This window comes from Exiguobacterium aurantiacum, assembly GCF_001766415.1.
Taxonomy (GTDB): domain Bacteria; phylum Bacillota; class Bacilli; order Exiguobacteriales; family Exiguobacteriaceae; genus Exiguobacterium; species Exiguobacterium aurantiacum_A.
This window is the reverse complement of sequence record NZ_MKXO01000002.1, coordinates 46,483-59,540: the sequence shown is the minus strand read 5'-3', so window position 1 is coordinate 59,540 and position 13,058 is coordinate 46,483. Positions and strand designations below refer to the sequence as shown.

10 protein-coding genes are annotated in these 13,058 nt (G+C 53.8%); 6 read left to right on the top strand and 4 right to left on the bottom strand.

All coding sequences use genetic code 11. The annotated features are described in order from the left end of the window. Positions 1–101: 101 nt before the first annotated feature. From BJU60_RS06180 to guaC, 3 genes are all read left to right on the top strand, one after another. Positions 102–1,286 (top strand): MFS transporter, encoded by a 1,185-nt coding sequence (locus tag BJU60_RS06180; protein WP_070328032.1) that lies wholly within the window; start codon positions 102–104, stop codon positions 1,284–1,286. Between the two features lie 93 nt (positions 1,287–1,379). Beyond that, positions 1,380–3,446, top strand: coding sequence for a PAS domain S-box protein (locus tag BJU60_RS06175; RefSeq protein ID WP_254281660.1), 2,067 nt, complete (start codon positions 1,380–1,382; stop codon positions 3,444–3,446). Positions 3,447–3,648: 202 nt separating this feature from the next. Beyond that, on the top strand, positions 3,649–4,632 hold the full coding sequence (gene guaC / locus BJU60_RS06170; RefSeq protein WP_070328030.1) for a GMP reductase: 984 nt from the start codon (positions 3,649–3,651) through the stop codon (positions 4,630–4,632). Positions 4,633–4,660: 28 nt separating this feature from the next. Here guaC and BJU60_RS06165 read toward each other — a convergent pair whose 3' ends face one another. From BJU60_RS06165 to BJU60_RS15425, 3 genes are read right to left on the bottom strand one after another with little or no spacing between them, the layout of a single operon-like run. Beyond that, positions 4,661–5,098, bottom strand: a complete 438-nt coding sequence (locus tag BJU60_RS06165; RefSeq protein WP_070328029.1) for a GNAT family N-acetyltransferase — start codon at positions 5,096–5,098, stop codon at positions 4,661–4,663. Further along, complete coding sequence (locus tag BJU60_RS06160; protein WP_070328028.1) at positions 5,098–5,958, bottom strand: MBL fold metallo-hydrolase; 861 nt, start codon at positions 5,956–5,958, stop codon at positions 5,098–5,100. Before BJU60_RS06160 ends, BJU60_RS06165 begins: the two co-directional genes overlap by 1 nt. A gap of 17 nt (positions 5,959–5,975) precedes the next feature. Continuing rightward, complete coding sequence (locus BJU60_RS15425; RefSeq protein WP_070328027.1) at positions 5,976–9,170, bottom strand: EAL domain-containing protein; 3,195 nt, start codon at positions 9,168–9,170, stop codon at positions 5,976–5,978. Positions 9,171–9,325: 155 nt separating this feature from the next. Between BJU60_RS15425 and BJU60_RS06150 the strand changes: the two genes are divergently transcribed. Beyond that, positions 9,326–9,637: a hypothetical protein gene (locus tag BJU60_RS06150; RefSeq protein WP_070328026.1), complete on the top strand. Its 312-nt coding sequence runs from the start codon at positions 9,326–9,328 to the stop codon at positions 9,635–9,637. 39 nt (positions 9,638–9,676) lie between these two features. Here BJU60_RS06150 and BJU60_RS06145 read toward each other — a convergent pair whose 3' ends face one another. Continuing rightward, a complete protein-coding gene (locus tag BJU60_RS06145) occupies positions 9,677–10,669 on the bottom strand; it encodes an MsnO8 family LLM class oxidoreductase (RefSeq protein ID WP_070328025.1) in 993 nt (330 codons plus the stop codon). Between the two features lie 275 nt (positions 10,670–10,944). Here BJU60_RS06145 and BJU60_RS06140 point away from each other — a divergent pair, with 275 nt between their 5' ends. Then, a complete protein-coding gene (locus tag BJU60_RS06140) occupies positions 10,945–12,321 on the top strand; it encodes a YjiH family protein (protein WP_070328024.1) in 1,377 nt (458 codons plus the stop codon). A 75-nt stretch (positions 12,322–12,396) separates the two neighbouring features. Then, on the top strand, positions 12,397–13,044 hold the full coding sequence (locus tag BJU60_RS06135) for a C39 family peptidase (protein WP_070328023.1): 648 nt from the start codon (positions 12,397–12,399) through the stop codon (positions 13,042–13,044). The last annotated feature ends 14 nt before the right edge of the window (positions 13,045–13,058 follow it).

Below are 13,058 nucleotides of genomic sequence, written 5' to 3'. Positions count from 1 at the left end.
ACAATGCGTCGTCTCTGACAAGCTCTCATCAATTTGCTATACTCCTTTAGTTATGTTTACTAACTATTTAGGTTCAAACAAATAAGGAGGCCTCATCGCCGATGCAATTGACCGCACAAAAATTATGGACGAAAGACTTCCTCATCATCTCGCTCGTCAACTTCTTCTTGACGCTCATCTTTTTCTTGCTCATGGTAACAATCGGTGTCCACGCCGTTGCGACGTACGGCGCGACGACAAGTGAGGCCGGTCTCGTGACCGGGATCTTCATCATCGGTACGCTCGTCGGCCGGCTGTTCATCGGACGATTGATCGATTCAATCGGACGGCGCAAGACGCTGTTGATCGGGCTGACCTTCTTCACGGCCACGATCCTGCTCTATTTCGTCGACCTCGGCGTCGGCTTCCTACTGTTCACCCGCTTCGTGCACGGTCTCGGCATGGGTTTATCGAGCACAGCGACCGGCACGATCGTCGCACAGATCATTCCCGGAGCGAGGAAAGGTGAAGGTATCGGGTACTACAGCATGAGCTCGACGCTCGCCACCGCCATCGGCCCGTTCGTCGGCTTGCTGATGAGCCAATATACGAGTTTCTCAACCATCTTTATCGCTTGTCTCGTCGTCGGCGTCGTCAGTTTAGTGAGCGCCTTGTTCGTCACCGTTCCCGAGGCCGACAATCCGGAAATCGTTCGCGGGTTGTCACTTAAGGCGTTCGTCGAGCCGAAGGCGTTACCGATCGCGCTCATCATCGTGATCGCCGCGCTCAGTTTTTCGAGCGTCTTGTCTTACATCAACTTTTACGCGACCGAACTCGACCTCGTCGAAGCGGCGAGCGTCTTCTTCCTCGTCTATTCGATTTCCGTCCTGTTGTCGCGCCCGATCACGGGACGGCTCATGGACGCGCGTGGCGCCAACGTCGTCATGTATCCGGCCATCTTCATCTTCGCGGTCGGGCTGCTCGTCCTTAGCCAAGCGACGAGCGCTTTGGGCCTTTTACTCGCCGGCGCGTTGATCGGGCTCGGCTTCGGCAATATCCAGTCCGGTACACAGGCCATCGCCGTCAAGGCGGCCTCACCTGGACGGATGGGGATGGCGACGTCGACGTTCTTCATCGCCCTCGACGCCGGGCTCGGTTTCGGTCCCTACTTCATCGGGCTACTCATCCCGCTGACCGGTTTCTCTACCATCTATCTGTTGCTCGCCGGGGTCGTCGCCTTCACGATTTTCTTGTATTACGTGATGAACGGCCGTCAAGAACGGGACCGTCTCAAACAAGCTGCCTGACAGGACTTTCACAGTCCTGTCTTTTTTGGAATGTTCACACATCTTTTTATGAATGTTGTAATATAAGAATGACGTGTCAAAAATTCGACTGAAATGAGGGACATTATGCGCGCCGACCAGACGATCCAACACCATTCTTCCATCCTGCTCCAGACGTTCGACAAAATCTCGGATTTTGTGTTCTTCATGGAAGTGGACGGTTCGACCTATCGCTATGTATTTGTGAACGAGCCGGGGAAGCAGGCCATCGGTTGGACAGACGCTGACGTCGGAAAGTGTGTCGGCGACATGGTTCCGGCCGAGACGGCCGCACTCATCACCCACCATTATGACGAGGCGATTCGCGCACGAAAGAGCATCGTCTATGAAGACTACCGCCTCGCTGATTCGTTCTACTCAGAAACACTCGAGTACCAAGATGTGATCTTGTTGCCGCTTCATTATTTCGAGTCGGAAGTGACGCCGGTATTTGACGAATCCGGTGCCTGCACCCACGTCATCTCGGTCGTTCGGGAAGTGACGGAGCGGAAACGGCGTGAGCTCGAGCTATCGATTTTACGTGACCAGCATGAGTCGTTGCGCCGCTACTCGCCCCACGGCATTTTCGTGCTCGACCCCGAACTTCGGGTCAAGTCGATCAATCCTGCCGTCACAAACATCACCGGCTATTGCGAGGCCGACTTCATAAATCGTTCGTTCCTCGACTGGCTGCCGGACTCGGAACAACCTCTCGTCTGCGAAGGACTCCAGTTCGCCTTATCCGGAAAGCCCCACAAGTACGGGGTCACGGCGCATCAAAAGACGGGTGAAGCGCTCGACCTCGCCGTCTTGAACATCCCGATCGAGATCGGCGGCAACATCACCGGCCTGTTCGCCATCATCATCGACCATACGCCGGAGAAGACCGCCGAACGCGCTTTACAAGAGAGTGAACGACGCTATCGCCAGCTCATCGAGACGATTCCAGAAGGGATCATCGTCCATAAAGACGGCCTAATTTTATATGCGAACGCCGTGGCGTTAGAGACGATCGGGGAGACGTATATCGAGAGCGAATCCATCTTTACATATATCGCTGCCGAATACCATGAGGCGACGATGACACGCCTTTCTGCCTTGCAGCTCGGTGATCCTGTCCAAGACACGGAAATCGTCCTTGTCACGCCGTCCGGTCAGCACTTACGTATAGATATCGGCAGTCTATTGATTGATTATGAAGGGACGACCGCCGTAATGACCGTCCTGCGTGATGTGACCGAGAAACGAGAGATGGAACGGGCGTTACGCCAAAGCGAGACGCAGTACAGGCTGATCACGGAAAACATGAGCGACCTCGTCTGCATCCTCGAGCGTGACGGCCGTGTCCGCTACGCCTCGCCGTCCCACCAGAGCGTCCTCGGCTATGCGCCTTCGGTTTACGAAGGTAAGAATACGCTCGACTTCATCCACCCGGAAGACGTCACGCCGACGAGACAACAGCTCAAAGCGATGACGGCCGGCAGTGAGCCGCTCACTCTCGAGTTTCGTCACCTCCACCACGATGGCAGGTGGATTTGGCTCGAGACGAAAATTCAGGCTATCTATGAAGAAGCGACGTTGCTGCACTATTTAACGGTCACCCGTGAGATCATGCAGCGTAAAGTACTCGAGAAACAACTGAAACACTTAGCCTACCACGATACGCTGACCGAGCTCCCGAACCGCCGTTACTTCTTGGCTTACTTAGAAGAGGCACTCTCGAGGGTCGAAGAGGACGGCGAGGAGCTGGCCATCCTCTCGCTCGATATCGATCATTTCAAACAGATCAACGACACGCTCGGACATGACGTCGGTGACGAGCTGCTGCGACAGTTCACACTCCGTCTCACCCAGGCGCTACGGAAACAAGATGTGATCGCCCGCTTCGGCGGCGACGAGTTCTCTGTATTGATCCGCTATACCGATTTGTCAGCACCTGACCGGGTCGCGGACAAGCTGATTGCTTCGCTCCAGCACCCGTGGCAGATTGAAGGCCACACGTTCGTCACGACGTCGAGTGTCGGTGTCGCTCGTTACCAATCAGGCATGACAAAGAAACGATTGCTCAAGCAAGCCGATCTCGCACTTTATGAAGCCAAGTCGAACGGCCGCAACCGATATGTGATGTTTCAAGACCGCTGACTAGCGGTCTTTTTTCACGTGAAACATTAACGTAGTTAGCCTAAACACGAACATTAAGAATATAAATAACGTTATTGTATTGAAAATATACATTTTTCCGATACATCCCTTTGACTTTCATCAAAAAATGCGTTACATTACCGAATGGGCGAAGTATTTCTAGACAACTCAATTAAAATGTTCGTAAATAGGGGTGCAAACGATGGATAAAGTGTTTGATTATGAAGATATTCAATTGATTCCGGCAAAATGTGTCGTCGATAGTCGTTCGGAATGTGACGCGAGCGTCACACTCGGCGGCCTCACGTTCCGCCTTCCGGTCGTTCCGGCGAATATGCAGACGATCATCGATGAGAACGTGGCGCTCTCGCTCGCTGAGAACGGCTATTTCTACATCATGCACCGGTTCAATCCGGAAACGCGGCTACGGTTCATCGAAGACATGCACGGACGTGGCCTGTACGCGTCAATCAGTGTCGGCGTGAAAGAAGACGAGTATCGGTTCGTCGAACAGCTCGCCGAAGCGGGACATACACCAGAATTCATCACAATCGATATCGCACACGGCCATTCGAACGCGGTCATCCGGATGATCCAACACATCAAACAGCATCTTCCGAGCTCGTTCGTCATCGCCGGGAACGTCGGGACACCGGAAGCGGTCCGTGAGCTCGAGCATGCCGGGGCGGACGCGACGAAAGTCGGCATCGGACCGGGAAAAGTGTGCATCACGAAAATCAAGACCGGCTTCGGGACAGGCGGTTGGCAACTCGCCGCGCTCCGCTGGTGTGCCAAGGCGGCGACGAAACCGATCATCGCGGATGGGGGCATCCGCACGCACGGCGACATCGCCAAATCGGTCCGCTTCGGGGCGTCGATGGTCATGATCGGCTCACTGTTCGCCGGTCACGACGAGTCTCCGGGGGAGACGTTCGAGCAGGACGGGAAACTGCTCAAAGAATACTTCGGGTCGGCTTCTGAATTCCAAAAAGGGGAACGGAAAAACGTCGAAGGCAAGAAAGTGTTCGTCGAGCACAAAGGGGCGCTTCAAGACACGTTGACCGAGATGGAGCAAGACCTCCAGTCGGCCATCTCATACTCGGGTGGGAACAATCTCGACGCGTTACGTACCGTCGATTACGTCATGGTGAAAAACTCAATCTTCAACGGGGATAAAGTGTACTGAAAAAGGCGACTCGCGCGAGTCGCCTTTTTCATGCATCGGTCAAACGTTTCGTCATCATGTAGTAGTCAGAGCCCGGGGGATAGTCGCGGAGGACACCGGCCACCTCGTAGCCGAAACGTTCATAAAACGCTTTCGCCTGAAACGAAAATGTCGTCAGCTTTACTTGCGTGGCTCCGAGTGCGCGGGCATGACGCTCACTTTCCTCAAGGAGTCGTGTCCCAATCCCTGCACCGGCATGGTTGGAGTCAACCCATAACCGGTCAAGGTCGAACCAGCCCCAGTAGACGCTACCGAACAGTCCGGCAATCACTTGACCGTCACGCTCCACTTTCAACTGGACGACCGGGACGTCGGCATTGCGGATTGCTCGGTGATGCGCTGAATGAACATCGTTGAACGCACGCAACCGATTCGTCAAAAACTGTTGGAACGCCTCGTCGTCTTCACGGATGTGGATGATGTCCATCACGCTTCACCACCTGACCCGTTCACAAAAAACGTGATCAGTTCTTGTTCTTCTTCATCAACCGGATGACCGGTCAAGCGTTCGTATTGAGCCGTTATTAACTCTTTATTTCCCGGGAAATCGAGACTGATTTGCGCTAGAATCCGTAACATATCACGGTCTTTCTCATACTCTGCCCGCGTCGCCACTTGACCGTGCGACCAGACGTACGCCTCGGCCTCGAACGTGTCGAGGACGCTCAACAACCGTAGCGTCTCCCCGGCCGTCATCCGCCAAGACGGGGCATACAAGTTCGCATATAAGGCGTCCCCTAAAAACAGCACTTTCTCTTCCGGGATATAGGCGACGACCGCGTCGGCCGTATGATCGCCCCCGACGTGTTTCAACAAGACGTGGACGCCACCGAGGTCGAGCGTCAATGTGTCGTCGAACGTCACGGTCGGTAGGACGACTTGCATCGAGCGGGTGTCCCCGAACTCGAGCCGGATCGCCTCCGCACAAAAAGCGATCTCGATGCCGCTCTCGACGCGTTCATCGAGCGACTCGTCGTCCCAGTTGTATGGTATGAGACGCTCCATCCTCGCTTTCGTCGCCCCGCTTGCAACCGAGACGGTATCTTGTAACGCCGACAGACCGAAGATGTGGTCCCAGTGCCAGTGCGTCAACGCGACGAGCGACGGACGGCTGATCCCCCGCTCGGCCAAGGCGTCTAAAAATAAGTTCGCGTGGGCCTCGGAATTGCCCGCATCGATCATGAGCGTATGGGTGTCCCCGACGACCGCGCCGATGATCGGCCGGTCCGTCTCACTAACGGGCGTCATATACCAAAAGCGTTCTGAGTAGCGTTTTAACGTCTGCATGAGCCCCCTCCTTTCATTCATTTATTTTCTTGATACGAATCATAAATATAGTAGCCGTCCCCACCACCGTTTTTAGCGATATACATCGCCGCATCCGAGTGATGGATGAGCGTGTCGAGGGAAGACAAACTAGCGTCAGAATATGCGACACCAATACTGGCTGAGAGATGTAGCGCCAATCCGCCCCCGATCGTGATTTCCCGGGAAATAACGGTCGATAGTTGGTCAAAAACGGCTTCTTCAAGCGATTCCGGACTTGCCTCGATGACAATCAAAAACTCATCCCCGGCAAACCGGTACGCTTTCCCTGCATGCATGTGACTGAACGATCCGATACGTTTCGCCACTTCGACGAGCACTTCATCGCCGACGAGATGACCGTGCGTATCGTTGATTCGCTTGAAATCATCCAAATCGATGAACAGGAGCGCCACCGGCCGTTTTCGATTCATCGTCTGTCTCAAGTCCGTCATGAGCGAGTGACGGTTCGGCAATTTAGTCAGCCCGTCTTTTGTGATGAGCTCGATCACTTCCTGATGTTTACGTTCTCGGCGAATCTCGTTCTCCATCCAACGGGTCACGAGTAAGATCGTGTCCGTCATCTCGTGGATTGCCACCGCATCGGCGACATCGTTTAAACTGCCCTGCTCCGCCAGGAAGACGACCCATCCGAACGTCTTGCCTTCGTTTGATAACGGCAAGCTGATCATCGATGCGAATTCAACCCCTTCGAGGACGAGCTCCGAACGTTTCAATTTTTGATGCCCGACCGTCGTCAGCGCATGAACGTGCTGTAGGCGCTCGTCCGTCCAATCGATCCAGGCATCCCCATCGGCGGACAGGACGCGCTGGCGTGATTCTGTCGAGAAGATGACGGCATGCGAATAACCGATCCACTCCCTGAGCACTTCTTGGATCCGCTTCAGCTTGTCAGCAAACGGGGCTTGGATGGCCGTAACCTCGTACAGCGACTCGAGTGTCTGTTGACGCCGCTCTTGAGCACGTGCCTGTTCGGTCAATTCGATTTCGGCCATCACCCAACGCGCAAAATCTTCAAGCGTCTGCACCGCCTCATGCTCGAACGAGCGGGGCACTCCGTCGGTGACGCAGAGCGTTCCGATGACGTGTCCGCTTCTCGTCATAAGCGGCACACCCGCATAAAAGCCGATCCCTTCGAGCAACGGATTCTCACTCAACGCCTCCGCGGTTTTGACGTCTTCGATCACGAGGGATCCCTGACCGGTCACGACGCGGTCACATAGCGTCCACTTCCGATCGATGTGGGGTGGACTTTCGAAATTAGTACCTTGGCACGATTTGATCCACTGCCGGTCCGTTGTCAGGATCGAGATGAGCGCGATCGGCATCTCGAGCGTCTTCGCGACGAGTCGGCTGATGCGATCGTACCGTTCTTCCCGCGGGGTATCTAAAATTTCGAGCCGAAGGATTGTTTTCAATCGTTCGGCCTCTGTCTCATCGAACCGTGCCGCTAACTTGGACCGGTCCGAGCCGTCTAACCGCAGCGCCTCGTATTGACAGACGATTGTCTCAAGTGCCGGCTCGAGGTTAGAGAGCGAGAGCGGCCGGCTGAAGAAATAGCCTTGCACGTCGTCGCATCCGAGCCGCTGGATTGCACGGTACTGTGCTTCCGTCTCGACACCTTCCGCCGTGACTGCTAAGTTCAGTTTTTTAGCGAGTGCGACAATCAGTTTGACGATCTCATATTCTTTTAATCCGTTGTCTTTATCGAGCTGACTAATGAACGACCGGTCGATCTTGATGCCGTCGATGTCGAACATCTTCAAATAGTTGAGTGACGAATAGCTGACGCCGAAGTCATCAATCAAGATGCGGAATCCCGCCGCCTTCAAGTAGTCGACTGTCTGGATCCCGATGAGCGGTTCCTGCATGAGCGTATGTTCCGTGATCTCGAACTCGAACTGATCAGCTGAGAGGCCATACGTTTTAAGAAGCGGGATCAGGTTGCTTTGGACGTAGTCTTGACGGAACAAGACCGGGGACAAGTTGACCGCGACACGGCGGCCGTTGAACAGCCCGGGTCGATCGCTCAAATCGCGGCAGACGCGTTCGAACACGAACTCAGTGATGTCCTCGATCAACAGTGACTGCTCCGCAATTTTGATGAATGTTTCAGGCGAAATGTTTCCGAGCACGGTGTTCTTCCAGCGGACGAGCGCCTCGAAATGGACGGCGCCATTCCGACAGTCTACTTTCGGCTGATAGACGACGCCGAGTTCGCCTGCCTTCAATCCTTTATGAAGTTCCATCTCAATCGTCATCTCGTCGATGTAATGCTGCATATAATCGTCTTTCTCATACACTTTAATCATCTGTTTACCGGCTTGCCTTGCTTCTAGCAATGCTGTCGACGCGTTCATGATCACTTGGTCGGCGTCTTCACTGCCAGAACTGATACCGAGACAGCCGGACAGGGTGAACTCGGTCTCGGCAACATGGTACGTGTAATCCGCGATTGTCGCCAGTAAACGTTCCCCATGCATGTATGCTGTCTCGATCGAGGTATGCGGCAGTACGGCGATGAAATCTTCCCCGTCGACGCGACCGATGATTGAGCCTTTCGGCAGCAAGTCAGATAAGTGACGGGTCATCTCTTTGATTAAACGTTGCGATCGCTCCACCCCTTGGAGCGACAGGATGATCTTAAAACGGTTGATATGGAAGCGCATGACGCTCGTCGCTTCCTCACGCTCTCGTTTGGCGAACAGTTTTTCAAGCTCGAGCTTCACTTTCATCAAGTTCGGCATGCCCGTCAAATAATCGATGTTCTCGATGCTGCTGAGTAGCTTCATCTCCGCATCTTCCGACAAATCGGTCGTCAAACCGAGAACGTAGCGCACTTCTCCAGTGTCGTCCTCGAGCGGCATGAGCATGGATGAGGCGAAGCGTGCGGTGTTAGTTTCTATATTCATCTTTGACATGAAATAAACTGGCTCACGAGACGAAACGACCACATCATAGTGCAAAATCAACTCGTTCGCGACGTCCGGCGCATACATCTCGTGCAAATAGCGACCGCTCACATCGTCCGGAAGCGACGACGCGCGCTTCCCCTGCTCACTGACACGGACGTAACGATACCCTTTCGGCGTCACTTCCATCAAAAAGACCATTCGATACAAGCGAACGAATACATCAAACAAATAATGTGGATCGGCCTTCATCTGTTGCATACTTTACCTCCATACAATCTCCATTTCCTTTAGTTTAGAACTTTTACGCCGACTTGTTCATAAAACCGTTCAAAAAAAGGGAAAGTATTTTTGGAAATAGCTAAAAAAATCGGGTATAGGTAAATGAGTTTAGATGAAAAGTGAGGTGAACCGTCATGCTCAGTCGGAACGTCTATCCACAGACGCGACCAGGGAAATGGTCCGTTGTCCTGTTGCTCGCCGTGTTTCTGCTCTTAGTCGTCTCTGCTCTCATCGTCCAGTCGGGTCAACCGTTCAACTTCGACACCTTGTTCGATAACACATGGGGTGTCGTCTTCTCGATGTCAGCCATCGCCGCTGCCCTCGGTGCGTTCGTCGTCGGTCTATACACCATCCTCCGCAACCACGAACGCTCGGTCGCCGTCTTCTTTACTGTCTCTCTCGGCGGACTCGTCGCCTTGTTCGTGCTTATGCAACTGTTCCGCTAATCTAAAACGCTCCTTCCCGATATGAGAAGGAGCGTTTCGTTAGAGGAGTTCTTTCGCGAGCAGACGGTAGACGTTCAACCGCTGTGCTTGTGTATGTTGGATACTGCAAATCATCGCCTCGTCAAAGCCATACTGCACGGACTCGTCCTGCAATTTCGCCGCGATCTGTTTTGGCGTCCCGACGAGATGGATGGCACGGTTGTTGGCGATGTGGATCTTGTCGACTTCGGTGAGCGGGTAATCGTTGGCCGCTTCCGGGCTGAGCAATTGACGCAGCTGCCCTCTCATCAGGAATAGGCGTGACAAGTCGGACGGACGCGCCAAATATTCCGCCTCTTCCTCCGTTTCGGCCGTCGTCACGAGATACGTGACATTGATTTCAGGCTTCTCCATGAACGCTGACGGTGTGAAGTGATGCCGGTACGTGTCGAGCGTGTCTTTGCTCAATTCCCCGTTAAAAAATTGGGCGAACGAGTAGCCGACGCCCATGCGGCCGGCTTGGACGGCGCTGTTGCCGCTTGACCCGAGCAGCCAAGCCTCAGGGAGCGTCACCCCGGTCGGTGCGGCCGGCGTCGTTTTGTACCACCGTTCTTCCGGCGTCTCATCGTTGATCAGTTGGAGTGTCGTCTGCAATTTCTCATATAGTCCGTCCATCATCGGCTTCTGTCCTTGCGACATCGCGTAGATGGCGTTGGCGTCGCCACCCGGGGCCCGGCCGACCCCAAAGTCGATTCGACCTGGTGCGAGTGCGCTCAGCGTCTTGAACACTTCGGCCATCTTGAGCGGCGAATAGTGCATCATCATGATGCCGCCCGACCCGAGACGAATTCGTTCCGTCTTCGCAGCGATATAGGCCGCGATGACTTCCGGGGCCGAACTCGCGAACGACATGCCACCGTGGTGTTCAGCCATCCACATCCGGTAATACCCTAGCTCTTCTGCCACTTGGGCGAGTTCGACGGCGCTCTGTAATGCATGTTCTGACGTATGTCCGGACGTCACCGGCGCTTGATCGAGGACGCTTAATCTCATCGTTATCATTCACTCCTTATAGTATATATGTTGAACATCTCGAATTTGTAAGACTCGCCGTCATCATACTAAAGTCGACTTGACAATACGAATAGTCCGCTCATCGTGACGCTGTCTTTTTTCAGAAAATTACAACGGATTGTTGCTAGGCACGTAACCCCTTCTTTATAATGAACGAGAAGACGCGATTCTTTCATAGCAAATCACGAAACGCATGATGGGGACATGCGGGTGATATGCGCCAACTACTATTTCGGGGAAATGGGGTAACTAACATGAATCAAACACCAAACAAGCCTGGCCAAGACGGGACGTCATTCACGTCCAACGATTTTTTGAAGTTTTTGATTCCATCTTTAATCGGACTCATGTTTTTCATCGTGCCGATTCCGACCGATGACGGATTCACGATCCCGGTCGCCTTCTTGTCGAACCAATTGATCGGTTTGATCGGCGGTGTCGTCCCGACACTCGCCGTCATCATGATGGGCATCTCGGTGCTCGGGTCACTTTGGACATATCTAGCCAAACCGGCGTTCGTCCTTGAGCGGCCACACTTCAATTCACTGTTCAACGTCACACCGTTCTGGTTCGGGATGCGGGTCGTCGGTCTGATCGCCGGGGTGATGACGTTGCTCGTGATCGGGCCGGAGATGATCACATCCGAGTTTACGGGTGGCCTGTTGCTGTATGATTTGATTCCGATTTTGTTCGCGACGTTCTTATTTGCCGGCATGTTGCTACCGCTCCTGTTGAACTTCGGACTGCTCGAGTTCGTCGGGACGATGCTCATCAAAGTGATGCGCCCACTCTTCAAACTGCCGGGCCGGGCCTCGCTCGACTCGCTCGCATCTTGGGTCGGTGACGCGACGATCGGGATTCTGTTGACGACGAAACAATATGAGAACGGCTACTACACAAAACGAGAGGCCGCCGTCATCGCCACGACGTTCTCGGTCGTCTCGATCACGTTCACAATCGTCATCTTGTCGTATATGGAGCTCGATGCTTACTTCTTACAATATTATGGCGCCATCGTCGTGTCAGGTATCGTCGCAGCACTCATCATGCCACGGATTTATCCGTTGTCGAAAAAAGCCGACACCCCATATGAAGAGACCGAACTAAAACCGGAAGAGCCGGTACCGGCCAACGTCTCGATGCCGAAATGGGCACTCCGTCAAGCGTTGCTCAAGTCACGCTCAAGCAAGAGCTTCGTTGCCACGTTGAAAGACGGTTTCCAAAACGTGCTCGACATGTGGCTCGGTATTTTGCCGATCGTCATGGCCGTCGGGACGATCGCGCTCATCACTGCTGAGTACACCCCGCTATTTACGATTCTCGGTAAACCGTTTGAACCGATTTTGATGCTGTTGCAAGTGCCGGAGGCGGAAGCCGCCGCTCAGACGATGGTCGTCGGTTTCGCCGACATGTTCTTGCCAGCCGTGCTCGGCAGCGGTATCGAGAGCGAGATGACACGGTTCATCATCGCCACTGTATCGGTCACGCAGCTCATCTTCATGTCGGAAGTCGGGGGACTGCTCCTCGGGTCGAAACTTCCGATTTCATTCTTCGACCTCGTCCTCATCTTCTTGCTCCGGACGTTCATCACGCTCCCGATCGTCGTCGGGATCGCCCACTTGGTCTTTTGACGACAGAACGCCTCTTCTCATATTTCCCTGGGAAGAGGCGTTGTTTGTATAATGGAGAAAAGGGAGGGGTGCGCCATGGAACATCATTACGCCGGACAGCTCGAGATTGCGAAAAAAAGCTATGCCGGCATCATCGACCCGGAAGCGTATGTGAACGACCGCTATCATGGACATTGGACGGTGAAATCTAAGCAACGGGTCGACGGGGTCCCGGCGTTGCTTCAAAAAGCGTTCAACGGTGGGAAGAATAATTGTACCCTCACATCGATGACGGCCATTTTCCGTTATTACCATGACCACGGCTATCCCAACATCCCTGACGACGTGTTTCAACTCCAACAAGACGCGCGCGAGATCGCCCTCGCCCATCAGTTCAAAGACGAGAAAGGGACACCGCCGACACGAATCAGTGTGATCATCACAAAACTCTGGTCCCGTTATGGCTATGCTGGGCACGGGAGTTCCCGCTATTTATGGAAGTGGTCTACGTTCGAACGGGAACTGGCCGCCGGTCGACCGTTCATTTTGAACATGGCGAACGGATTTTATAAAAATCATTCCGTTACGGGAATCGGCTATATGATCTTTAAAAAGCCCGGCTTCCCGGACGTCGTCTTGCTCGAGGTGCTCGACAATCGCTCACAGAATATCCGTTATATCGACTTCAACGAGTTCAACTTTTGGGGCAGCATCACCCGCGTCCTTCCTCCTAGCGGACAGTAATTGTGATCCCCCCT